At 63.3% G+C, this 23,770-nt stretch carries 18 protein-coding genes, 2 tRNA genes, 1 other RNA gene and 1 pseudogene; 7 read left to right on the top strand and 15 right to left on the bottom strand.

The window, feature by feature from the left end:
* Nucleotides 1-113: 113 nt before the first annotated feature.
* A pseudogene (gene ispF / locus VGG47_RS13730) lies at nucleotides 114-596 on the top strand (2-C-methyl-D-erythritol 2,4-cyclodiphosphate synthase); the annotation flags it as partial.
* 369 nt (nucleotides 597-965) lie between these two features.
* Here the strand turns inward: ispF and VGG47_RS13725 are convergent.
* Together VGG47_RS13725 and ssrA are read right to left on the bottom strand one after the other, a co-directional pair.
* Nucleotides 966-1,274, bottom strand: coding sequence for a putative quinol monooxygenase (locus VGG47_RS13725; RefSeq protein WP_331539505.1), 309 nt, complete (start codon nucleotides 1,272-1,274; stop codon nucleotides 966-968).
* Between the two features lie 99 nt (nucleotides 1,275-1,373).
* Nucleotides 1,374-1,736: a transfer-messenger RNA gene (gene ssrA / locus VGG47_RS13720) on the bottom strand.
* A 6-nt stretch (nucleotides 1,737-1,742) separates the two neighbouring features.
* On the opposite strand from ssrA, the gene thyX reads away from it, so the two are divergent.
* Nucleotides 1,743-2,645 carry an FAD-dependent thymidylate synthase gene (gene thyX, locus VGG47_RS13715; protein WP_331539503.1) on the top strand — a complete coding sequence of 301 codons (903 nt, stop codon included), beginning with the start codon at nucleotides 1,743-1,745 and terminating at the stop codon, nucleotides 2,643-2,645.
* Nucleotides 2,646-2,804: 159 nt separating this feature from the next.
* Here thyX and VGG47_RS13710 read toward each other — a convergent pair whose 3' ends face one another.
* Both VGG47_RS13710 and VGG47_RS13705 read right to left on the bottom strand, forming a co-directional pair.
* Complete coding sequence (locus tag VGG47_RS13710; RefSeq protein ID WP_331539501.1) at nucleotides 2,805-3,590, bottom strand: Bax inhibitor-1/YccA family protein; 786 nt, start codon at nucleotides 3,588-3,590, stop codon at nucleotides 2,805-2,807.
* A gap of 355 nt (nucleotides 3,591-3,945) precedes the next feature.
* Nucleotides 3,946-6,639, bottom strand: coding sequence for an Rne/Rng family ribonuclease (locus tag VGG47_RS13705; RefSeq protein ID WP_331539499.1), 2,694 nt, complete (start codon nucleotides 6,637-6,639; stop codon nucleotides 3,946-3,948).
* A 533-nt stretch (nucleotides 6,640-7,172) separates the two neighbouring features.
* Here VGG47_RS13705 and VGG47_RS13700 point away from each other — a divergent pair.
* Nucleotides 7,173-9,332, top strand: coding sequence for a malate synthase G (locus VGG47_RS13700; RefSeq protein WP_331539497.1), 2,160 nt, complete (start codon nucleotides 7,173-7,175; stop codon nucleotides 9,330-9,332).
* Between the two features lie 99 nt (nucleotides 9,333-9,431).
* Here the strand turns inward: VGG47_RS13700 and VGG47_RS13695 are convergent, their stop codons facing one another.
* From VGG47_RS13695 to VGG47_RS13650, 10 genes are all read right to left on the bottom strand, one after another.
* A complete protein-coding gene (locus tag VGG47_RS13695; RefSeq protein WP_331539495.1) occupies nucleotides 9,432-9,608 on the bottom strand; it encodes a hypothetical protein in 177 nt (58 codons plus the stop codon).
* Nucleotides 9,609-9,663: 55 nt separating this feature from the next.
* A complete protein-coding gene (locus VGG47_RS13690; protein WP_331539493.1) occupies nucleotides 9,664-9,789 on the bottom strand; it encodes a hypothetical protein in 126 nt (41 codons plus the stop codon).
* A 251-nt stretch (nucleotides 9,790-10,040) separates the two neighbouring features.
* Nucleotides 10,041-10,418: a hypothetical protein gene (locus tag VGG47_RS13685; protein WP_331539491.1), complete on the bottom strand. Its 378-nt coding sequence runs from the start codon at nucleotides 10,416-10,418 to the stop codon at nucleotides 10,041-10,043.
* Nucleotides 10,419-10,575: 157 nt separating this feature from the next.
* The gene (locus VGG47_RS13680; RefSeq protein WP_331539489.1) at nucleotides 10,576-11,097 is read right to left on the bottom strand and encodes a hypothetical protein; all 522 of its coding nucleotides are present in this window, start codon (nucleotides 11,095-11,097) and stop codon (nucleotides 10,576-10,578) included.
* A 32-nt stretch (nucleotides 11,098-11,129) separates the two neighbouring features.
* On the bottom strand, nucleotides 11,130-13,145 hold the full coding sequence (locus VGG47_RS13675) for an N-acetylmuramic acid 6-phosphate etherase (RefSeq protein ID WP_331539487.1): 2,016 nt from the start codon (nucleotides 13,143-13,145) through the stop codon (nucleotides 11,130-11,132).
* A 183-nt stretch (nucleotides 13,146-13,328) separates the two neighbouring features.
* Nucleotides 13,329-14,675: an MFS transporter gene (locus VGG47_RS13670; RefSeq protein ID WP_331539485.1), complete on the bottom strand. Its 1,347-nt coding sequence runs from the start codon at nucleotides 14,673-14,675 to the stop codon at nucleotides 13,329-13,331.
* Nucleotides 14,676-14,876: 201 nt separating this feature from the next.
* Nucleotides 14,877-16,277 (bottom strand): MFS transporter, encoded by a 1,401-nt coding sequence (locus VGG47_RS13665; RefSeq protein ID WP_331539483.1) that lies wholly within the window; start codon nucleotides 16,275-16,277, stop codon nucleotides 14,877-14,879.
* Between the two features lie 24 nt (nucleotides 16,278-16,301).
* Complete coding sequence (locus tag VGG47_RS13660; protein WP_331539481.1) at nucleotides 16,302-17,240, bottom strand: hydroxymethylglutaryl-CoA lyase; 939 nt, start codon at nucleotides 17,238-17,240, stop codon at nucleotides 16,302-16,304.
* The gene (locus VGG47_RS13655; RefSeq protein WP_331539479.1) at nucleotides 17,237-18,430 is read right to left on the bottom strand and encodes a CaiB/BaiF CoA transferase family protein; all 1,194 of its coding nucleotides are present in this window, start codon (nucleotides 18,428-18,430) and stop codon (nucleotides 17,237-17,239) included. The genes VGG47_RS13660 and VGG47_RS13655 overlap by 4 nt, the downstream gene beginning before the upstream one ends.
* A gap of 400 nt (nucleotides 18,431-18,830) precedes the next feature.
* A tRNA-Thr gene (locus VGG47_RS13650) sits at nucleotides 18,831-18,905 on the bottom strand.
* A gap of 89 nt (nucleotides 18,906-18,994) precedes the next feature.
* On the opposite strand from VGG47_RS13650, the gene VGG47_RS13645 reads away from it, so the two are divergent.
* Nucleotides 18,995-19,070: transfer RNA gene (locus tag VGG47_RS13645), tRNA-Ala, on the top strand.
* Between the two features lie 168 nt (nucleotides 19,071-19,238).
* Here VGG47_RS13645 and VGG47_RS13640 read toward each other — a convergent pair.
* Nucleotides 19,239-20,285, bottom strand: a complete 1,047-nt coding sequence (locus VGG47_RS13640) for a cyclase family protein (RefSeq protein WP_331539477.1) — start codon at nucleotides 20,283-20,285, stop codon at nucleotides 19,239-19,241.
* Nucleotides 20,286-20,462: 177 nt separating this feature from the next.
* On the opposite strand from VGG47_RS13640, the gene argE reads away from it, so the two are divergent.
* The 3 genes from argE (at nucleotide 20,463) to VGG47_RS13625 (ending at nucleotide 23,658) form a co-directional block, all read left to right on the top strand.
* Nucleotides 20,463-21,614 (top strand): acetylornithine deacetylase, encoded by a 1,152-nt coding sequence (gene argE / locus VGG47_RS13635; protein WP_331539475.1) that lies wholly within the window; start codon nucleotides 20,463-20,465, stop codon nucleotides 21,612-21,614.
* Between the two features lie 368 nt (nucleotides 21,615-21,982).
* Nucleotides 21,983-22,186 carry a DUF3311 domain-containing protein gene (locus VGG47_RS13630; RefSeq protein WP_331539473.1) on the top strand — a complete coding sequence of 68 codons (204 nt, stop codon included), beginning with the start codon at nucleotides 21,983-21,985 and terminating at the stop codon, nucleotides 22,184-22,186.
* Nucleotides 22,186-23,658: a sodium:solute symporter family protein gene (locus VGG47_RS13625; RefSeq protein ID WP_331539471.1), complete on the top strand. Its 1,473-nt coding sequence runs from the start codon at nucleotides 22,186-22,188 to the stop codon at nucleotides 23,656-23,658. Before VGG47_RS13630 ends, VGG47_RS13625 begins: the two co-directional genes overlap by 1 nt.
* The last annotated feature ends 112 nt before the right edge of the window (nucleotides 23,659-23,770 follow it).

Raw genomic sequence — 23,770 nt, 5'->3', positions numbered from 1 at the left:
AGCGCCGTGCATGCGTGTGGTGCGGGCGTCTGCCTTGTGAGCCCTCGCTTATGGTTGACGCGCCGGGCGGGGCTCGTCACATCTGCCGCTGAAACTTAACAGCAGGAGCTTGCATGATCCCCCGTATCGGCACCGGATTCGACGTCCACGCCATGGCGCCCGATCGCCCGATGATTCTTTGTGGTGTCACCGTGCCGCACGAGCTGGGCCTGGCCGGGCATTCCGATGCCGATGTGGGCATCCATGCGCTGTGCGACGCCATTTATGGCGCGCTGGCGGAGGGCGATATCGGCCGGCATTTCCCGCCCACCGAAGAGGCCTGGAAGGACGCCGACAGCGCCCGCTTCCTGCGCCATGCCGCCGCGCGGATCGCCGCACGGGGCGGGGAGCTGGCCAATGCCGATGTCACGCTGATCTGCGAGCGGCCGAAAATCACCCCGCACGCGCCGGCGATGCGGGCGCGGCTGGCGGAACTGCTGGGCGTGGACATCGAGAAAATTTCCGTGAAGGCGACGACCACCGAGAAGCTTGGGTTTCCCGGCCGCGGCGAGGGTATCGCGGCGCAGGCTGCAGTGATCGTTCTAGTACCCCGATAGGTTACAGCTATTCTCTGCAGAAACCTGCACGCCGCGCAGGGTTGCTATGAATAACAGTACAGTTGGCGACTGCTTCCAACAATTCTGCGCTGCACAAAGCTCGCTTGTGAGCGGACAGGGAGATCGCCTATTACATCCCTCGACAGGATGAGTTTCTCTCCTGTCTTTCTTGGACGTTTCCTCCCTAAACTTGGCGGCGCTTTATGCGCCGCCTTTTTTTGCGCAGAAGAAAGAAGCCGCTTTTTGAAAAAAGCGGCGCAAAAACTTTTGTTATGCTGGGTCATGGGCGTTGTAGGCGACAGTGCCCATGCCCCAGATTAATAAAGTTTTTTTGCTACTTTTTGTTCACAAAAAGTAGCCTTTCTTCGCTTATGAGCCGCCGATCAGCTTGGTCTGGGCGATCACCGGCGGGGCGGTAAGGATCGGGCCGACCTCGTCCACCAGTGCGGCGAGGTAGGGCGAACCCATGTGGAAGTCGGTCGCGGCCTGGTCTTTGTAGATTTCGAAGAAATAGAAGGCGGCCGGGTTCTTCTGGTCCTGATGGATCATGTAGCTGATGCAGCCCGGTTCCTTCTTGGTCGGCTCGATCATCGCCAGGAGCGCGTCGCGGAGGATCTGCTCCTTGCCCGGCTGGGCGATCAGGATCGCAAAAACGTGGATTTGTTCGGACTGTGCCATTGATGGGAATTCCCTGTGCGAAGTTGCTCGGGCAGCCGGAGGGGCTGCCGGGCCGCGTGAGGCGGCGGGCAAGATGTGCGTATTCGCGCGGAAATGTGAAGTGGGGGGCTTCTGTTGCCCGGTGCCCCCCGAACCGCGCTTAGCTGCTAGTTAGGCAGCGACCGCGAATGCAACGTTGTTATCGTTCGCATTTATAATATAGCCCGATAACGGCGGTACAATGCCGGGCAAAAGATGGGTCTTTACCACGCGTGTCGAGCCTGTTTCACCCCCTCATAACCCCGAAGCGTCCCGATGACGGAGCGGCGACAAGCCGCGCAGTCTGAATCGGGCCGCTTGGAATATATGGAGGTGCCGGGTACTGCCCCCGGGTCCACAACGATTATTCCACGCACCGTTTATCACCATAGCCGGCAAGCCGGCACGACCAATATAGGCAATCTCGCCGGGATATGGAAGAGAGGCATTATGAGCCTGACACCGGACCAGAAAACTGAGATCGAAACCGCGCGCGCGCAGAGCCATGCGACGCGCCGTCCCACCGTCCCGGCGCTGGAGGAGATGCTGTTCTCCGCCATCCCCGTGCTGGATCACGGGTTTATCCGTGTCGTCGACTATATGGGCGACGATTCCGCGGTGGTGCAGGCCGCGCGCGTGTCCTATGGGCGCGGCACCCGCAAGACCACCGAGGATGAGGGGTTGATCCGCTATCTGATGCGGCATTACCACTCCACGCCGTTCGAGATGTGCGAGATCAAGTTTCATGTGAAGCTGCCGATTTTCGTGGCGCGGCAATGGATCCGGCATCGCACCGCGAATGTGAACGAGTATTCGGCGCGCTATTCGATCATGGACAAGGACTATTATCTGCCGGCGCCGCACCAGCTGGCGGCGCAGTCGATCGACAACCGCCAGGGACGGGGCGAGGTGCTGGGCGAGGGGACCGCCCAGCAGGTGCTGGCGTTGCTGCGTCAGGACGCGGAGCAGACCTACGGGCATTACGAGCTGATGCTCGAGGAGGATATCGGCCTGGCGCGCGAGCTGGCGCGGATGAACCTCACGCTGAACACCTATACCCAATGGTACTGGAAGACCGACCTGCACAACCTCTTTCACTTTCTCCGCTTGCGCGCCGACAGCCACGCGCAATACGAGATCCGCGTCTATGCCGAGGCGATGCTGGAGACGGTGAAGGCCTGGGTGCCGTTGTCTTACGCCGCGTTCCGGGACTACCGGCTGGGCGCGGTGACGTTCTCCGCGAAGATGCTGGAGGTGCTGCGCAGGCAGCTGGCAGGCGAGGCGGTGGACCAGGCCTCTTCCGGCTTGTCCAAGCGCGAATGGACCGAAATGCAGGCGGCGCTAGGCCGCTAGAAGGTTAGAAGGAAGGAAGACTTCTTTTTGTGAACAAAAAGAAGCAAAAAAACTTTGTTGATTTGGGTCATGGGCGTTGTCCGTGACAACGCCCATGACCCAGCACAGCCAAAAATTTTTGCGCCGCTTTTTTTAAAAAGCGGCCACTTTCTTATCCGTTCAGCGGCTGTTGCGCTGCCCGAACAGCTGCAGCATGAACATGAACAGGTTGATGAAGTTCAGGTACAAGGCCAGGGCATCGTAGACGCTGCGCTTGCCGGCCATGGCGACGCCATAGGAAGAGCCGTATTGCAGGTAGCTCGTCTTGATGCGCTGGGTGTCATAGGCGGCGAGGCCGGTGAAGATCAGCACGCCGAGCACGCTGACGGCGAAATTAAGCGCCGGGGAGTGCAGGAAGACGTTGACCAGCATGGCGATGAGGATGCCGATCAGCCCCATGACCAGGAAGCTGCCGAAGCTCGTGAGGTCACGCTTGGCGGTATAGCCGTAAAGGCTGGTGCCGGCGAAGGTGCCCGCGGTGACGAAGAAGACTTCGGCGATCGAGGTCTGGGTGTAGACCAGGAAGATGCTGGTCAGGCTGGCGCCCATCGCGGCGCAGAATACCCAGAACAGTGCCTGGGCGGCGGTGGTGGAGAGCTTGTTGATGCCGAAGCTCATCACCATCACGAAGACCAGCGGCAGGAAGATCGCGATATAGGCCAGCGGCGTGGGGGCGCGGACGAAGGCGCCGGAGGCGGTCTGCACCAGCGGGTAGAAGGCATCCATCAGGCTGGTGTGGGAGATGGCGTAGGCCACCAGGCCGGTGAGGACGAGGCCGGACGCCATCCAGTTGTACACGCGCAGCATATAGGCGCGCAGGCCCTGATCGAGCAGCGCCGCACTGCTGGAGGCGGCATAGCCGGCCTGCGCGGTGCGATATGAGTTGCCGTTCGGGTTGTAAGCCATGGAAATTCTCGCTCCTGAAAGTGGCTTTGATGGGCCACACTAGCACAATTTTGGTCCGTCGCGGAGGGGATATCAAGTCTACGACCGGCCCTGGCTTGTGGTTTTGGGCAGGCATTCCCAGTCGGACGTTTTATCGAGTGTCAGGTTAGTGACTTTTGCGCCGGCTCACAAGGAAGGGGCGCTCAGGCGGAGGAAAGCGGCCGCTTTTTAAAAAAAGCGGCGCAAAAACTTTTGTTATGCTGGGCCATGGGCGTTGTCACCGACAATGCCCATGGCCCAAATTGATAAAGTTTTTTTGCTTCTTTTTGTTCACAAAAAGAAGCCTTTTCTTACTTTACCTTACCTGGATGCCGCTTCAGCGGCGCCACCAGCCGCGCTTTTTCTCCGCGGCGGGGGCTTCGGTGGCGCCGATGACGATCGGCTTCACCTGCGTGTCCGGCACCGTGGCTTCGACGATGGCCGTCGTTTCGGCCGGGGCGCTGTCCATCACCGGGGCGGTTTCGGCCAGAAGTTCGGGCTGAACGGCCTCGGTCGGCGCCACGATCTCGTCCGCGGGTGCGGCCTTGGTCGCCTTGGCGGTCTTCGTGGACTTGGCGCGGGTGCGCTTCTGGCGGGTTGCGGCTTCGACGCGTTCCGCCGCTTCGAAAATATCGGCGATGTCGGCGAAAACCGGTTCGGCCGGCGTTTCCACAGGTGCTGCCGGGGCCTCGCCGGTGCGGCGGCGGCCGCCACGGGCGCGGCGGCGTGGTGCTGCGTCTTCGGCCGGCGCTTCGGCTGCGGGCTCGGCCGGGGCCATCATCTCGGTGACGACCTCGACGGGTTCACCGAGGGCGGCGGCCAGAACCAGATCGAGCTCGCTCGACTGTTCCACCGTTTGTTCCACCGGCTGTTCCGCCGCGATTTCCGTGGTCTCGGGGCCGGCCGCGTCGCCGGTTTCGCTCTCCGGCGCGGAGGCGGCGGCCGCTTCGGCGCCAGCATCCGGACGGCGCTTGCCACGGCGGCGGCGGCGGCGGCGCTTGCGCTCACCCTCCTCGGCGGTGTCGTTGGCATTCGGCGCGTCGGCTTCCTGGTCCTCCGCCCCATCGGCTTCTGCGGTCTCGACCGGTGCGGCGCGTTCGGCGCGCTCGGTCTGGCGTTCCACCGGACGCTCGGGCTGGACCGGCCCGGCATAGGTGGCGGGCGGCAAAGCCGGCGCGGCGGCGGCTTGGGCGCGGATTTTTTCGATGCGGAAATTGGAGCCGGTCAGCGCCGCATCGGGGGAGAAAATCACCCGCATGTTATAGCGCGCCTCGATGGCCGAGAGGCGCTCGCGCTTGTGGTTGAACAGATAGAAGGCGATTTCCGGCGGCAAGGTGACGGCGATCTCGGCGGCGCGGAATTTCGCGCCCTCATCCTCGATCGCGCGCAGGATATGCAGCGCCGCGCTCTCCGGCGAGCGCACATGGCCCATGCCGGCGCAATGCGGGCAGACCACCAGGGAGGCCTCGGTGAGCGAGGGGCGCAGCCGCTGCCGGCTGATTTCCATCAGGCCGAAATGGCTGATCGCGCCGACCTGGATGCGCGCCCGGTCGTTCTTCAGCGCGTCCTTCATCTTGCGCTCGACCGCCGCGTTGTTCTTGCGGACTTCCATGTCGATGAAGTCGATGACGATCAGCCCCGCGAGGTCGCGCATGCGCAACTGCTTGGCGATCTCCTCGGCGGCTTCCAGATTGGTGCGCAGCGCCGTGTCCTCGATGCTGCGTTCACGCGTGGCGCGGCCGGAGTTCACGTCGATGGCGACCAAAGCCTCGGTCTGGTTGATGACGATGTAGCCGCCGGAGCGCAGCTGCGCGACCGGGCTCAGCATCGCATCGAGTTGGGCTTCGACCTGGTGCTTCGAGAAGAGCGGCTGGCCTTCGGTCCAGAGCCGCACCTTCTGGGCGTGGTTGGGCATCAGCATGCGCATGAAGTCCTGCGCCGCGTGGAAGCCTTCCTCGCCGTCGACCAGCACCTCTTCGACGTCGCGCGTGTAGACGTCGCGGATGGTGCGCTTGATCAGGCTGGCTTCTTCATAGATCAGCGCCGGGGCGACAGCTTCCATGGTCCGCTCGCGGATGTCGTCCCAGAGGCGGAGCAGATACTCGCAGTCGCGCGTGATTTCGGGTTTCGGCCGGTTGGCGCCGGCGGTGCGCACGATCAGCCCCATGCCCTGGGGCACGTCGAGCTCGGCCATCGCCTCCTTCAGGCGGCGGCGGTCGGCGACCGAGGTGATTTTCCGCGACACGCCGCCGCCGGTGGGCGAGTTGGGCATCAGCACGGAATAGCGGCCGGCGAGGGAGAGATAGGTGGTGAGCGCCGCACCTTTATTGCCGCGCTCTTCCTTCACCACCTGGATCAGCATGATCTGGCGGCGGTGGATGACATCCTGGATCTTGTAATTGCGGAGGAAGCGCTGGCGCTGCCGGCGCTCGCGCGCCTCGGCCGCGTCGTCGCCATCACCGCCCAGGCTTTCCGGCGCCGGGGCGGTCTCGGACTCGGCGCCGGACTCCGGCGCCTCGAGGGCGGGTTCGTCACCGGCGGGCGCGGTCTCGTCTTGTGTGGCGCTTGTCGCGTCCTGTGGCAGCGTTTCGGCGGGTTGTTCAAGCGCGGTGACGTCACCTTCCGGCGATGCCTCCAGAGTTTCGCCCGGCGGCGGAGCCTCGAGGATTTCAATCGGCTTGACGTCCAGCGGCTGCGCGGCGCGCGGCGTCTCGTCGGCTTCGGCGCGGGCCTCTTCGGCCTCTTCCTCGGCCTGCATTTCCAGCAGCCGTTTCCGGTCGGCGACCGGGATCTGGTAGTAATCGGGGTGGATTTCGCCGAAGGCGAGGAAGCCGTGCCGGTTGCCGCCATATTCGACGAACGCGGCCTGCAGGCTGGGCTCGACCCGGATTACCTTGGCAAGATAGATATTGCCTTTGATCTGCTTGCGATTGGCCGTCTCGACGTCGAAATCCTCAAGGCGGTTACCATCCAGCACCACCACGCGGGTTTCTTCCGCGTGGCTGGCGTCGATCAACATTTTTTTCGTCATTAAGTAGGGAACTCCGATGCGCCGCGTCCGCTGGCAGGGAAGAACTTCTTCTTCTCGGTGCCGCGACGCCGCGATTCTGGGGATAAAACAGGGGGGCGGACGTGAGCCGCATCTCATCCGAACGGAACATCGAAAAGTCGATCGGCAGAGCGGTCATCGGTCCTTAATCTCGGTGGCCGGAACGTTCCGGCCGTTGGGTCGTCTTGGGTTCGTTTCGGCGAGTTTGGCCGTGGGCCAGCCCGGCTCTTGATCGAACTCGTCTTATGTTGATGACGGAAATACAGTTTCGCCGCAAGAGGGATGTTGCCCTGGGCGTTTTTACGGGCACAAGAAAACATAAATAAAATGTAATCCGGCTCAAAGCGGGGCCGGTTGGGGCGAAATTCTGGCGTGGCGAGCGGGCGACGCACGGTGCGGATGGTCAGCACTGCGCCTGACCGCTCCCACGGTCAGGCGCGGCGGGGATGAATTACCGCCTCTTGTAATTCCGTGCCAATGCGGCATCTGATGCATGCAAAACGAGGAGCCCATTGATGCCCGATCCCAGAACCAATGCCGGCGGCCTGCAGGTCGCGACGGTCCTTTATGATTTCGTGGAAAAGGAAGCGCTGCCGGGCACCGGCCTGGACGCTGCCGCCTTCTGGGAAGGCCTTGCCGCGCTGCTGAAAGAGTTCGCGCCGCGCAACGCCGCGCTGATGGCCAAGCGCGACGCGCTCCAGGCCAAGCTCGACACCTGGCACCGTGACCATAAAGGCCAGACGCACGACGCCGCCGCCTATCAGGCCTTCCTGAAGGAGATCGGCTACCTGCTGCCCGAGCCGGCGAATTTCTCGGTCGATACCGACCATGTGGATGACGAGATCGCTGCCATCGCCGGGCCGCAGCTGGTGGTGCCGGTGAACAACGCCCGCTACGCGCTGAACGCCGCCAATGCCCGCTGGGGCAGCCTGTACGACGCGCTGTACGGCACCGACGCGATCGCCGATGACGGTGATGCGAAGCGCACGGCCGGCTTCAACAAGGCGCGCGCGCAGGCAGTGGTGGCCCGCGGCCGCGCCTTCCTCGATGCCAATTTCCCGCTGAGCCATGGCAGCCATAAGGACGCCCAGGCCTATCGCGTGAAGAACGGGCATCTGTGCGTGGCGCTGTCGAGCGGCGAGACCGGGCTGAAAGACGGCGCGAAATTCGCCGGCTTCAATGGCGATGCCGCGCACCCGAGCGCGCTCCTGCTCAAGAACCACAATCTGCATGTCGAGCTGGTGATCAACCCGGCCAGCCCGATCGGCAAGGACGACGCCGCCGGCGTGGCCGACATCATTCTTGAATCCGCCATCAGCACCATCATGGACTGCGAGGACAGCGTCGCCGCCGTGGACGCTGCCGACAAGGCGGAAGTGTATCGCTGCTGGCTCGGCCTGATGAAGGGCACGCTGGAAGCCCCGGTCGAAAAGAACGGCAAGGTTTTCACCCGCAAGCTCAACACGGATCGCACCTACACCGCGCCGGATGGCAAGGGGAAAGTGACGCTGCACGGCCGCTCGCTGATGCTGGTGCGCAATGTCGGCCACCACATGCTGACCGATGCGATCCTCGACGCCGGCCAGGAAACGCCGGAGACGGTGCTCGACGCGGTGTTCACCTCGCTGATCGCCATGCACGACCTCAAGTCGCGCGCCAATTCGCGCAAGGGCTCGGTCTATATCGTCAAGCCGAAGCTGCACGGGCCGGAGGAAGTGGCGCTCGCCAACGACCTGTTCGGCGCGGTGGAAAAACTGCTGAAGCTGCCCGCGAACGCGCTGAAAATGGGCATCATGGACGAGGAGCGCCGTACCAGCGCCAACCTCAAGGCCTGCATCCAGGCGGCCAAGTCGCGCGTGGCGTTCATCAACACCGGCTTCCTCGACCGCACCGGCGACGAGATCCACACCTCGATCGAGGCCGGCGCGTTCATCCGCAAGGCGGACATCAAGAACACGCCGTGGATCAAGGCCTATGAGGACCGCAACGTCGATTTCGGCCTGGCTTGCGGGCTGCAGGGCAAGGCGCAGATCGGCAAGGGCATGTGGGCGGCTCCCGACCAGATGGCGGCGATGATGGAACAGAAAATCGCGCATCCGAAGGCCGGCGCCAACACCGCCTGGGTGCCGTCGCCCACCGCCGCGACGCTGCATGCCACGCATTACCACACCGTCGACGTCGCCGCGCGCCAGGAGGAGCTGAAATCTCGCCCGGTGGCGAAGCTCGACGACCTGCTCACCATCCCGCTCGCCGACCGGCCAAACTGGAATCCGGCAGAGGTGCAGCAGGAGCTGGACAATAACTGCCAGGGCCTGCTCGGCTACGTGGTTCGCTGGATCGACCAGGGCGTGGGCTGCTCGAAAGTGCCGGACATCCATGATGTCGGGCTGATGGAAGACCGCGCGACGCTGCGCATCTCCTCGCAGCACATCGCCAACTGGCTGCTGCAGGGCATCGCCAGCAAGGAGCAGGTGATGGAGACACTGAAGCGCATGGCCGTGGTGGTGGACAAGCAGAACGCAGGTGATGCGGCCTACAAGCCGATGGCCCCGGACTTCAAGGGCCCGGCTTTCGCTGCAGCGCTCGACCTGGTGTTCGACGGCCGTAACCAGCCGAACGGCTATACCGAGTTCGTGCTCACCCGCCGCCGCCGCGAGGCGAAGGCCGCCGCGTAAGGCAAGCAGCCGCTTTTTAAAAAAAGCGGCGCAAAAACTTTTATTTATGCTGGGCCGTGGGCGTTGTCGGCGACGACGCCCACGGCCCAGCTTTTTGCTCTAGGCTGCCCTTTTTCCGTCCGTTTGGACCAGCTTCCACACCATGGTGATGCGGCCGGAGGTCGCGTCGCGGCGCCAGGTAGCGACGACGCGGCGACGCGGTGGGATTTCGGCGTAGACGACCTCCTGCAAAGCGGGGATCGAGATCAGGCGAGTCTTGTTGCGGCGAAAGATCATGATGATCCCTCCTCTTAAGTCAGCGTTGGCAGCGGACCCGGGAGGGATTCAAGGGTCAGCGGCTCGTGCGCGCTGCCCCCAACATTCCAGCCCGGGCGATGATCCAGACGGCGGCGATGTCAGCGGGCGCGAAGCGCCGACTGTCACTCTCCGAGGTCTGGCTGGTAGATCGCGGGTTCATGTGTTCCTGTGCGGTTTGAAAAAAACGACGGCGAAAAACGCCGCCGATCGCCGGCCTATACGCCTGCGCGGAATAAAATATCAAGAGGGATTCAGGAGGCAACTGGGGAAATCGGCAGAGTGGGAAGCTGCCGTGCAAAGAGCAGAGGAAAGGCTTAATGCCGGGTCATGGGCATTATCGCCGACACCGCCCATGATCCAGCATAACAAAAGTTTTTGCGCCGCTTTTTTCAAAAAGCGGCTGCTTTCTTCCTAAGTCTGGTCATCCTGGGTCTCGAGCGCCCGCGTTATGCGCGCGCTCAGCTCCTGGTTCGTCTGGTGCAGCTCGGTCATCATGGCCTGAATGTTCTGCACCGTCTGCATCATCGCCTCGTGCTGATTGCGGACTTGCTGGTCGGTGGAGCGCGCCGCCAGGATGGTGCCGACGCCGATCAGCGGCATTGCCACCAGCTGCAGCACGCCGGAGCTGGCATATTGCACGAACGGCATGGCGGCCGGCCAGCGCAGCGGGATAAGCGTGAAGACCAGACAGAACCAGAAGAACCCCATGGTCGCGAAAACCTGGTTGGAACGGATAGCGAGCTGATCATTGAAGGCGGAGAGATATCGTCTCATGGTCGCGTACGTCATGCGGGGCTCCAAACACTTTTGTTGCCAGAAGCATAATCGGTGCAGGAAGCGGATGCCACGCGCTAGGCCTGAGGCTGTGTCGGTGACAACGCTCATGTCCCAGCATAGCAAAGTTTTTTTGCTGCTTTTTGTTCACAAAAAGTAGCCTTTCTTTCGCTTACCTAAGGGCGGAGATCGTGACCGGGCGCAGCACGCCGACTTCGCGCCGTAGCGGCGGCGGTTCGCGGCGGCAGCAGATGATCCAGTAGGGCAGCACCACCAGCAGGGTCCAGGCGAAGTTGAAGCCGAGTTCGCCATGCGCCTCGATCGGCCATTGCAAGGGGAACACCGCCAGGTCGAGCAGCCAGGCGGTGCGCCAGAACAGCCCGGTGGCGCGCACCGCCGGCAAGACATTCGTGCGCTGCGGCGCGTGGGCTTCATGCACCCGGATCTGGGTGAAGGTGACGATGACCATGATGCCGAGGCAGAGCATGTCCTGGTAGAAATCGGTGCTGGGGAAACGGTCGAAGCGGTGCAGCCAGATCACCCCGATGCCGGCGCCGAGCACGGTGCAGACACGGGCGATGAGATAGAGGGGAAGGCCCAAATACCACTGCGCGACATTGATCCCGGGCTGCAAGGCACGGTCGATGATGAAGTCATCGATGGCTTTCGCGATGGTCACCAGCCTGCCGGCCACGGTCTCTGTCCTTCAGCTCCGCTCGTCGTCGTTCAGATCCGCTCGTTCAGCGCTCGCCGTAGCGAACCGCCCGCTCGTTCGAGCCGCTGCGCCGCTTCTTGCGGGGAGAGCGCGAGCAGCAGCGTCACCACGGCTGTTTTTACATGCATCCCGCAGGCCTCCAGTGCAAGGAGTGCTGCAGGTTCTGACACATTTGCAATTTTTGCAGTCATGCCGACGGCGCGGCGCCGCAACTTCTCGTTGGTGGCGCGGACATCGACCATATAAGGGCCGAAGGTTTTGCCGAGGCGGATCATCACCGTCGAGGACAGGATGTTCAGCGCGATTTTTTGCGTGCTGCCGGCGGAGAGGCGGGTGGAGCCGGCGATGATTTCCGCGCCCGAGGCGATCTGCACGGCGATCTGCGCGGCCTGGGCGAGCGGTGCGCCGGGGCTGTTGAGGATCGCGCCGGTCAGTGCGCCGCAGGCGGCGGCGTGCTTGACGGCGGCGAGCGTGAACGGGGTCGCGCCCGAGGCGGCGATGCCGACCAGCGCATCGGCGGCGGAGACTTCATGCGCAAGCAGCGCGGCGATGGCGGCTTCCTCATCGTCCTCGGCACCCTCGGCGGCACGCAGAAAGGCCATCTCGCCCCCAGCCAGAACCGGCACGATGACCCCGTCCGGGATGCCGAAGGTGGGGCCGCATTCCACCGCGTCGAGCAGCCCGAGCCGGCCGGAGGTGCCGGCGCCGACATAGAACAGCCGCCCACCGGCGTGCAGCCGCGCCGCCACGGCGTCGGCGAGTGCGACGAGGGCAGGGGCGGCGGCGGAGAGCGCGCGTTGCGCAGCGCCCTCCTGCGCCAGGAAGGCGCTGACGATGTCTGCGGTGGGCTGCTCTTCGAGGTTCGAGACTTCGTCGCGCGCGGTTTCTGTCCCCCTTGTCGGCGCGGTGGTCTGTGTGCCCGCGCCGGTCCAGACCTGGCGGACGCGAAAATCATCGCCCCACCAGACCAGATCGGCGCGCGCGCCCGGCGCCAGCCGGCCGCGATCGGCGAGGCCGAGGGCTTCCGCCGGGCGCGCGGTGGCGGCGGCGAGCGCCACCTCTGGCGCCACCCCGGCGGCGATCAGGCGCCTGATCCCCTCATCCAGCGTGATGCCGGCGCCGGCGAGGGTGCCGTCCGCGCGCAAGCCGACCCCTTGCGGCCCGAGCCGCACCGGCGCCCCGCCAAAATCTTGTTCTGCACCTGCCGCCAAGCCCGCGATGAGAAGCGAATCCGTGACCGCGATCGCGCGGGGGCAGGCGGCGAAGGCGATTTGCAGCACCGCCGGGTCGACATGCACGCCGTCGGCGATCAGGCAGGGGAACAGGCGCGGATCGGTGAGCGCCACGCCGGGGGCGCCGGGCTCGCGGTGGTGCAGCGGTGATTGCGCGTTGAACACGTGCGTGACCAGGCGCGCTCCGGCGGCGGCGGCGGCGCGCATCTGCGCTGCGCTGGCCTCGGTATGGCCGAGCGAGACGGTGACACCCGCCGCGACCAGCCGGCTTATGGCGGCCAGCGCCCCGGGCCGCTCCGGCGCCAGCGTGACCAGGCGCAGGATGCGCCGCAGGGGTTCGTGGTTCAGAAGCGTGTCGAGCGCGGCCTCGTCCGGGTCGCGCACCCATTCCACCCGGTGCGCGCCGCGTTTCGTGGGCGCCAGAAACGGGCCTTCCAGATGCAAGCCGAGCAGGGTTTCGTGGCGTGCCATCGCCGCCGCCACAGGCTCGGCCGCCGCGCACAAAGCGGGCAGCGGCGCGGTGACGATGGTGGGCAGCACCGCGGTCACGCCGTGTGCGAGAAGCCCGGCGACATACCGGTCCCAGTCCTGCGGCTGCGCGGTGGCGCAATCGACGCCAAACGCGCCGTTATTGTGCAGGTCGATCAGGCCGGGGCTAAGAAACCCGTGCTCGAGGCGGATATCCGCGTCGACTGGCCCGGAGAGGATTTCCACGATCCGCCCGGCTTCGATGCGCACGGCGCCAGGCTCGCTGAACGCGCCGTGCAGGAACAGTTTGGGGGCAGAAATGATCATTGCGGCAGTTTAGGCCGGCATCTCGGAGAGAAGAAAGAGGCCGCTTTTTGAAAAAAGCGGCGCAAAAACTTTTGGCTATGCTGGGCCATGGGCTGCGTCGGCGACAACGCCCATGGCCCAGATTAATAAAGTTTTTTTGCTACTTTTTGTTCACAAAAAGTAGTGCTTTCTTTTTGCTTGCGCCTACGGCGGCAATGGGCGCCCGGCCGTCTCCGGCAGGAACCAGGGAATGACGAGGCCGATGACATAGACGCTGGCCATGCTGAGGGCGGCGTTGGGAATGCCGCCGAAGCGGGTGACCAGAATTCCGGCGATGATCGGGAAGATCCACGCCACCAGCCGCGCGGCATTGAAGATGAACCCGCTGGCGGTTGCGCGCACCCGCGACGGGTAAAGCTCGACGAGGTAGATCGCCATCCAGCTGAATCCCAGCCCAAGCGTGAAGGCGCCGTTGAAGAAGGCGAGGAGCATCAGCGGCGGGAGCGCGCCATGCCAAGTGTATGTGAGCACCGACATCACCAGGGAGCCGGCGAAGGTGAGGAGCATGTAGGGGCGCCGCCCCATCGCGTCGGCGATGAAGCCGGAGGCGAGATAGGCGGCGATGGCGCCGACATTGTAGATGAGCGACATGCGCGCCACCCAGATCCCCGCGGGCTGGCCGCGAAGTTGGGCGAGGTGAGCCGTGTAGGCCGGCAGCCAGCTTGAAACCGCCCACCAGCCCACCGTCGCCGCGAAGGACAGCGTGGTGGTGAGCAGAACGCGGCGGCGGCTTTCCGGGTCGCGAAAAATTTCCGCCAGGGTAAAAGGACGTGTCGTGACGACCGTTCCGTCCGCCGCCGTATGGTGCTGCGCCTTGACGGCGGCGGCCCATTTCTCGGATTCTTCCAGGGCCCGCCGCAGGTAGAGAACGAAGAATGCGGGGACGCACCCGACCGCGAAAATCAAGCGCCATGTCTCGGTGCCGAGCGGCTCGAAACTGGACAGCACGAACCAGATGAGAGCGGCGAGCAGAGCGCCGGCGCCGAAGCCGGACTGCAGGAAGCCGCATCCCTTGGGCCGCGCGCGGTCCGGCCAGGTTTCGGAGACGAGGGCGACGCCCGTGCTCCACTCGCTGCCGATGGCGAGGCCGGTGATGAAGCGCAGCAGCGCGAGCGTGGCGAAGCTGGTGCTGAAAGCCGTCAGCCCCGTGAACAATGCGTAGAAGAAGACGGAGAGCATCATCATGCGCTTGCGGCCGATGTAGTCGCACAGGACGCCGCCGATCACGCCGCCGAGGCCCCAGCCGAGCAGCGTGATGCCGATGGCAGCACCCGCGTAGAAGGAAGGCGTCTGCGCCTGATGCGCGGTGAGGAGTGATTTGAGCGCGAAAGGCAGCACCACCACCAGCGCGAACGCTTCGAACCCATCGAAAATCCAACCGAAATAGCTGCCCAGGAGGATCCGCCAGTGACGCGGTGTCAGCCCCGCATGCCAAGGCTGTGCGCGCGATGCCGCGATGTCTGGCTGAGCCGGGCTTTTTTCAACATCCATTCCGGTGCGCTCCCCGTTTTTCAAAATAGATTTGATTGAGCAATGTTAATTCGCCAAGCGAAAGGAAGGACTACTTTTTGTGAACAAAAAGTAGCAAAAAAACTTTGTTAATTTGGGCCATGGGCGTTGTCGGCGACAACGCCCATGGCCCAGCATAACAAAAGTTTTTGCGCCGCTTTTTTTAAAAAGCGGCTGCTTCGCTTAATTATTGATCTGTTCGAGGGCGAGACCTTTCGTCGACGGGCCGAACAGGCCGATCACGACGATGCCGACAACCATCGCCAAGCCGATAAAGATCGCGACACCGGGAACACCGTAGCTGTGCAGGAGTGCGCCGATCACGAGCCCGGCGAAGGCGGCGGCCAAGCGGCTCCAGGAATAGACGAAGCCGACGGCCTGCGCCCGGATACGGGTCGGGTAAAGCTCCGATTGGTAGCTGTGATAGGCGTATGACATCACATTGGACGCCAGAGTGACGATGACGCCCAGGACGATCAGGAGCGCCGGGCTGTTCAGTTGCGAGAAGGCGGCCATGGCGATCCCCATCACCAGAAGGCCCAGGACGATCTGCGTCTTGCGCTCGATCCGGTCGGCGAACAGCGTGCCGAGTAACGGGCCGCAGGGATTCGCGATGGCGATGATGAAGGAGTATTCGAGGCTGTGGGTCACGGTGATCCCGCGCGCGATCAGTAGGCTCGGCACCCAGGCCGCGAAGCCGTAGAAACCGATGACCTGTGCCGCATTGAAGATCGAGAGCATCACCGTGCGCTTGAGATAGGCGGGCCCGAAAATTTCGGAGAAGGAGCCGGCCCCTTCGGTCGCGTGTACAACGATCTGCGGCGGTGGCAGCGTGATGTTCTTCTCGGCCGCGACGCGGCGCTCAAGATCGGCCATGATGCGTTCCGCCTCCTCTAGCCGGCCGACCGTTGCCAGCCAGCGCGGGCTTTCGGGGATCCGCGCGATCAGGAACCACACGACGATCGCCCCGACGGAGCCGATCAGCACCACCCAGCGCCAGCCGTCGAACCCGGCCGGCTGCAGCGGCACCAGCAGCCAGGCGAGCAGGGCGACAACCGGGACAACGGCGAACAGAACGACCTGGTTGATCGAGAACGCGCGCCCTCTTTCGTTACGCGGCATGATTTCGGAGACATAGGCATCGATCGTGATGAGCTGTACGCCGAGCCCGACACTCGCGATAAAGCGCCAGATATTGACGCTCTCGCCCGTCGTCTGGAATGCCATGATCGCAGTGCAGGCCATGTACCAGACGAGCGACCAGGTGAACACGAAGCGCCGGCCGAACTGGTCCGCTACCCGGCCGAACAGGACCAGGCCGACCCACAGGCCGGCGAAGGTGGAAAACACGAACGTGCCGACGCCGGCGACCTGGATGGCGTGCAGAGCGGCGAAGAAGCCGAGCGATTGCGGCGTGAACAGGCCCGACTTCACCAGGCCGGGCGCGACGTAGCCGGTGAAGAACAGATCGTAGAAATCGAATATGCCGCCGAGCGAGATCAGGATGACGATGGTCCAGATCGTGCGCGAAGGCGGCAGCCGGTCCAGCCGGGCTGCGATTTCAGCCGATTTTTGTGCGGACATTTCTCTTTCCTGTCGTGTTGTTGGTTATTGCGTCACGAAATCCGGCTTCGGGTGGAGGTCTCGATTGAGCCCGGCTTTGGCGACCTGGCCCGGCAGGTCGTGGCCCAGCACGGCGGCGAGCCGGCGCGATTCGGCGATCAGTGCCCGCAGGTCGAGGCCGGTCGGGATGCCCATCTCGGCGCACATGTTCACCAGGTCTTCGCTGCAGATATTGCCCGTTGCCCCGGGCGCGAAGGGGCAGCCGCCGAGGCCGCCCAAAGCTGCATCGAACCGCCGTGCGCCGGCGTCATAGGCCGCGAGCACATTGGCGAGGCCCATGCCGCGGGTGTTGTGGAAGTGAAGCGTGAGCCTTTCCGCTGGCACGAGTTCCAGGGTCCGCCGCACCAGCGCCGCGACCTGGCGCGGATTCGCCATGCCGGTGGTGTCGGCGAGGGTTATGCCGCTGACACCGAGTGCCAGATAGCGCGAGGCGATTTCCAGAACATGATCGGCTTGCTGCTCCCCTTCGAACGGGCAGCCGAAGGCCGTCGCGACCGACGCATTGACCAGGACGGGCGCGCCCGCGACGGCTTCCATGATTGCAGCGAACCCGGCGAGCGATGCCTCCCTGGTCATCCGCATGTTGGCGAGGTTATGCGTCTCGCTCGCCGACATCACCATGTTCAGCTCGTCGGCCCGCGCGGCGAGCGCCCGCTCGGCGCCGCGCAGGTTGGGAACCAAGGCGACATAGACGGTGCCGGGCCGGCGGGCGATGCGCGCGAAGACCTCTTCGGCATCGCGCAGCATTGGGATCGCCTTGGGAGACACGAAGGAGGAAACCTCGATCCGGGAAAACCCCGCGCGCGAGCAGGCATCGATGACCCGGATCTTCTCCTCGGTCGGGACCCAGGCCGGCTCGATCTGGAAGCCGTCGCGCGGGGCGACCTCCTGGACCAGCAAGGCATCCGCCGCTAGCGGCATCATTGCACGACCCCGATTTTCTGCAGCCGTTCGATCTTTCCGGCATCGAAGCCCAGCCCGCGCAGCACGTCCGCGGTGTGCTCGCCGAGGCGGGGGCCTTCCCAGCGCACGCCACCTGGAGTGGCCGAGAGCTTGGGTGTGACGCCGGGCATCTTCACCTCCGCCCCGTCCGGTAAAACGGCCTGCCGGATCATGTCGCGGGCCAGATAATGGGGGTCGCTCATGATATCCGCGACCGAGTAGATCCGGCTCGCCGGCACCTCCGCCGCCTCCAGCGCGGCAAGGACGGCCGCGGTCGGCAGCGTGGCGCTCCACGTGGCGATCGCCGCATCCAGTTCTTCATTGCGCGCGACGCGCCCCTCATTGCCGCGCAAAGCGGGGTCGTTCGCGAGGTCGGCGCGCCCGATCACGCCCATCAGCCGGCGGAAGATCGGGTCGGAATTGCCGGCGATGACGACGTAGCCGCCATCCGCCGTGGGATAGGTGTTCGAGGGGCTGATGCCGGGCATTGCGCCCCCGGAGCGTTCGCGGACATGGCCGAAAAAATCGTATTCCGGCACCAGGCTTTCCATCAGATTGAACACGCTCTCGAACAGCGAGACGTCGACGACCTGGCCTTGCCCCTGTCCGGTCTTCACCCGCAGGAGCGCCATCAGCGCGCCGATCACGGCATGCAGCGAGGCGAGCGAATCGCCGAGGCTGATGCCGACCCGAGAGGGCGGTGTTGATGGGGCGCCCGTGGTGAAGCGGATGCCGCCCATCGCCTCGCCGATGGCCCCGAATCCCGGGCGGTCCCGGTAGGGGCCGGTCTGGCCGTAGCCGGAGATGCGGACCATGACGAGGTTGGGGTTCAGCGCGGAGAGGACATCCCAGCCGAGGCCCAGTTTCTCGAGCCCCCCGGGACGGAAATTCTCGACCACCACGTCCGCCGTCGCGGCAAGCTGGCACGCGATGTCGAGACCTTCAGGCGTCTTCAGATCGAGCGCGACGGATTTCTTGTTGCGGGCCTGAAGGTACCACCATAACGAGGTCCCCTCATGGAGCTTTCTCCATTCGCGCAGGGGATCGCCCCGGCCGGGAGCCTCGATCTTGATCACCTCCGCGCCGAAATCCGCCAGCATGCGTGTGGCGAACGGGGCCGCGATCAGTGTACCTATCTCGACAACCCGTATTCCTAACAGAGGTCCAGCCATGGATGTTTCTCTCTTAATTATTTGCCGGAAACCGTTTCGTCCCGGTTTGCTTGGGTCAATCATGCGCCATGGTGACTGTCTCAGAAAGAGGAAAGAAGCCGCTTTTTAAAAAAAGCGGCGCAAAAATTTTTTGCTATGCTGGGCCTGGGGCGGTGTCGGCGACAACGCCCCAGGCCCAGATTAATAAAGTTTTTTTGCTTCTTTTTGTTCACAAAAAGAAGCCTTCCGCTTCGCTTGCTCGTTCCTTCGCTTGCTCGTTCCTTCGCTCGACCGAAGCGCCGCGTGATTCGCCTTCAGGCCATATGGCGCCAGGGGAGCCACGCCATCGTGAGGGCGCGTGGGCCTAAAGCGGCCGAATAAAAAGTGAGACGGCTTAATTATTTGATTTCAAAGAAAATTCTGGTGCCGGGTGAGGGATTTGAACCCCCGACCTTCGGTTTACAAAACCGCTGCACTACCACTGTGCTAACCCGGCGCCGGGTGATCAATATCATAAACAAAAATAGCTTCCACCCCCCTCTTGATCTGGGAGCAAACTCTGGTCTATATGCCCGCCACCGGTTCGGGGCTATAGCTCAATTGGTAGAGCGCCTGCATGGCATGCAGGAGGTCAGCGGTTCGATTCCGCTTAGCTCCACCAACCGGCCTTCTGAAAATCCTCGCAAAGTTCTGGGAAATAAACAGGTTGCCGTGCTGGTTTCGCTGCCGCGGGCTCCAGCAGAGCAAAAGTTTTTGCGCCGCTTTTTCCAAAAAGCGGCTGCTTTCTTCCTCCTGAATAGTTTGGTGACGTTTCCTAAGGTTTTTGGTTCTACACCGTGCCGACCGGTGTGACGGGCGAGCCGATCGCGCCGGGCAGGCGCAGAGGTGGGGCGGTGAGGAAGAAGCGATAGCGGCCATGGGCGCGCAGCCAATCGGCGAGGTCGGAGAGCAGCCACATCTCGCCCAGCGGCACGCCAAGCTTGAACAGGCAATGCGCGTGCAGCGGCAGAGCCGAGCATTGATGCTCATGGCTCTCGCCGGGTGGCAGTGCCTCGACCGCGGCGTTGTCCGAGATCAGCGCGGCGAGGCCGGTATCGGTGATCCAGTTCAGCAGTTTCTGATCGCGGCCGTCGAGGGCTGCGCAGCAGTCCAGCCCTGCCACGGTCGGGCGCTTGTTCATGCCCAGCAACACCCGGTCGTAGCCGGTGCGCAGACACACGAGATCGCCCTCCGTCACTTCGACCTTGTCGGCTTCAAGGATGCGCATCATCGTATCGTAGCCGACCCGCGTAAAATCGCGGCCGAGATGGGCTTCGAGGTCGATCATCACGCCGCGGCCCTGCACGCAGGTTTCCGCCATCGTTTCGATGCCGAGCCGGTAGGCGCCGGTCTGCTCGGCATGGGTCGGCTCGATCTCCTGACCTTCGTAACGGACGGGGCCGACCACATGCTCATGCGCGCGAAACCCGTTGTAATAAACCTGCTCGGGGACGCCGTCGCCATCGGCGTCGAAGAGCTGTCCGACATGGGCGAGGCTGTCCCATTGCGTGGAATATTGCAGGTGCAGCAGCACCGCGTCGTCGTTCATCACGTCGGTTAGTTGCGGGTCGCCGCGCTGCATCAGGTAGTTCATGTTGGGCAGGCCGGCGCGATAGGTGGGGCGCAGTTTGGGCGGGTAGCGGCGCGGGTTCAGCGTGTTGTCGCCGGGAAAATCCAGCGGCAGGCTGAGGCAGAAGGCGCGCGCTTCCCTTACCTCGGCGATGCCCTCGCGGATTTTTTGCGGGGTGAGGAGGTTGAGGCGGCCGATTTGGTCGTCGGGGCCGAAATCGCCCCAGGTGGCGTTTTCGGGGCGGTGCTTCCAGCGAAGGTTCGACATTTTCAGCGTCTCCTCGGTTAGATTTTTTCCCATTCTAGGCAGGATTTGCGACGAATTTATCTGAAATGGTTCGGCGTGCAAGCCGTGTCGAGAGGGAATATAAGGGGGCTAAAGCACGTCCGGTGCGTTGCCGTGACGCTGCATTGCAATCGCATGCGCAGATGTTAAGGGGCCCTCATGACTATGCAATCAAGTGTCGAAACCTTGGCCCGGCTTGTCGCCTTTCCGACGGTCAGCCGGGATTCCAATGATGCGTTTACGCGCTACGCGGCAGAGCGTCTCACCGCCGCAGGCGGCCGGGTGCGCGTGCTGCCCGGCGATCTTGCCGGCAAAACCAACCTGATCGCGAGTTTCGGTCCTGATGGCGAGGGCGGCATCGTGCTGTCTGCCCATAGCGATGTGGTGCCAGTCGATGGCCAGGAATGGGCCAGCGATCCTTTTGCGCTGACCGAACATGACGGGCGGCTCTATGCGCGCGGCAGCTCCGACATGAAGGGGTTCATCGCCTGCATGTTGACGGCGGCCGAGCGCCTTCGGGGTGTCCGTCTTGTGCGTCCGCTGCATATTGCCATTTCCCATGACGAGGAGATCGGCTGCGTCGGCGTGCGCAGCATGCTCAAGCGCCTCGCCGACGAGGGCTTTCGGGCAGCGGGTTGCATCGTCGGAGAGCCCACGGGGCTCACCATCGCGACCGGCCATAAGGGCAAGGTCAACGGACAGATCAGCTGCCTAGGTGAAGCCGCGCATTCCGCGAACCCGACGCTCGGATGCAATGCCATCAACCTCGCCGCGCGCATGATCGGCGAGACGGAGGCGTTGCAGGAATGGCTCGCCCAGCACGGCGCCCATGACGCCGCTTATTCGGTGCCGTACAGCACCGTCCATGTCGGCACCATCGCAGGCGGCACGGCGCTCAACATCGTGCCTGATAGCTGCAATATCCGTTTCGAAATCCGGCTTCTGCCGGGCGATTCGCCGGATGATCTGCTGGCAAGGCTGACCGCGCGCGGACAGGAGATCGCGGCGGCCGCGCGTGCCGGCGGCCGCACCGCCGGCATCGAGATCAGCGTGCAGAATGCCTATCCCGGCCTGCAGACCGAAGAGGACGCGCCGATCGCGAGACTGGCCAAGGCCGCCGGGGCGAGCGTGGCGGGCAAGCTCAGTTTCGGCACCGAAGGCGGCTTGTTCAACGACATGCTCGGCTTGCCGACGGTGGTCTGCGGTCCAGGCTCGATCGACCGTGCGCACAAGCCCGACGAGTTCATCACCAGAGATGAACTCGCTGCCTGCGACGGCTTCCTCGATCGCATCGTGAGCTCGCTGGGGTAAATAGGAAAGTAGCCGCTTTTTAAAAAAAGCGGCGCAAAAATTTTTGTTATGCTGGGCCATGGGCGGTGTCGGCGACAACGCCCATGGCCCAGCATAACAAAGTTTTTTTGCTTCTTTTTGTTCACAAAAAGAAGCCTTCGCTTCCCTGAGGGTGCTGCTCCCGGGGCATATGCGTATTCGCTATATACGTGCTCAAAAGATGCCTTTTTAAGGTCGCATTTGGTTAGTTTTTGGGCAAATCGGAGCTGCGACGCGAAGAAGGCGCGGCCGAGGCACCTTGCGTCTGTCAGGTGGAATGGCCATGGTCCGCCCGATTCCGTGCCGGTGTCTCCTTCGCAGGAGAGCCGGCACACGTCTTTGGAGGTACTATGAAGCGTATCGGCTGGCTTGCCGCCATCCCCTTTATCGGCATGTGTGCCGGTCCCGTTATCAATAACAGAGCAGCGCCTTTCATTCTCGGAATGCCGTTCATTCTGGCTTGGATGGTGGCGTGGGTGTTCCTGACATCGTTGATCATGGGCGTCATTTATTGGCTTGACCCTTCACCCTGCGCTGACGAGGAGACGGTCTGATGAACATTGCCTTGATTATCATTGCGGCCGCCACGGTTTTTGCGCTGGTGTTGGGCATCGCCGCGCGCTCTCATCACAAGATGAGCTTGGAAGAATGGACGGTCGGCGGCCGCCATTTCGGTGCGCTGCTGGTGTTCCTGCTGTTTGGCGGTGAGATCTACTCGACCTTCACCTTTCTCGGGGCTTCAGGATATTCCTACGGGTTTGGCGGGCCGGCCTTCTACATTATCGGGTATTCCACGCTGGCTTATGTATTCTCCTATTTCATGCTGCCGAAGATCTGGCGTTATGCGCGCAAGCATGCGCTGGTGACGCAGCCAGATTTCTTTGTACGCAAATACGACAGCCCCGCGCTCGGCGTGCTGGTGGCGCTGGTCGGGATCGTCGCGCTGGTGCCCTATCTCGTGCTGCAGCTCACCGGCCTTGGGATCATCGTGCAGGCGGCGAGCTATGGCGCCGTGCCGAAGGCGGCTGCCATCATCATCGGCGCCGTCGTGGTCACGCTCTATGTGATCATCTCCGGCATCCGCGGCTCGGCCTGGACGGCGATCGTCAAGGACGTCATGATCGTGTCCGTGGTTGCCTTCCTCGGCTTCTATCTGCCGATCCATTATTTCGGCAGCATCGGAAAGATGTTCACGGCAGTGAATGCGGCGCGGCCCGGCTTCCTCGCTTTGCCGGCGCACGGGCAGAGCGTGTCCTGGTTCATCTCTACCACCTTGCTTACCTCGCTGGGCTTGTTGATGTGGCCGCAGACTTTCGGTGCGTCCTTCACGGCGAGCAATGCGAACGTGTTCCGCAAGAACGCGGTGGTGCTGCCGCTTTATCAGCTGCTCATGCTGTTGGTGTACTTCGTCGGCTTCACCGCACTGCTGGTGGTGCCGGGGCTGAAGGGTGGCGACACGAACATGGCGCTGCTGAAGATTTCCGTCGCCGCCTTCCCGTCCTGGATGGTCGGCATTATCGGCGCTGCGGGCGTGTTCACGGCCTTGGTGCCGGGCTCGCTGATCATCATGTGCGCCGCGACTTTGTTCTCGCGTAATTTCGTTGCAGCACTTCGGTCTCGCCAGAGCGATGAGAGCACAGTGCGGCTAGCCAAATTCCTCGTGCCGGTGATGGCCGCCATTGGCTGCTATTTCTCGATTTCCGGGAGCAGCACCATCGTTGCCTTGCTGTTGATGGGCTATAATTTCGTCACGCAGCTTTTCCCAGCGGTGGTGTTCAGCCTGCGGAAACGCAACCCGGTAACCAAGGAAGGTGCTGCCGCCGGCATCATCGCCGGTGTCGCCACCGTGGTGTATTTCACGCTCGCGCATGAGACCATCGGCAAGCTGATGCCGGGTCTGCCGGATGTGGTGAAGGACATCAATGTCGGTGTCGTCGCCTTGATCGTCAACGTGGTGGTGCTGACGGTGGTGAGCGCAGCGACCGCGGGGCGCCGGATTCAGTTGGTAGAAGAGACAGTCAAGTGAAGGGAAGGCTACTTTTTGTGAACAAAAAGTAGTTTTCTGCTCCTTCGGGCCATGGGCTGCGTCGGTGACAACGCCCATGGCCCAGCATAACAAAAGTTTTTGCGCCGCTTTT

The organism is Acidocella sp., assembly GCF_036489515.1.
Taxonomy (GTDB): domain Bacteria; phylum Pseudomonadota; class Alphaproteobacteria; order Acetobacterales; family Acetobacteraceae; genus Acidocella.
Note: the sequence above shows the minus strand (reverse complement) of the source record. Positions and strands in the feature narration are given on the sequence as shown.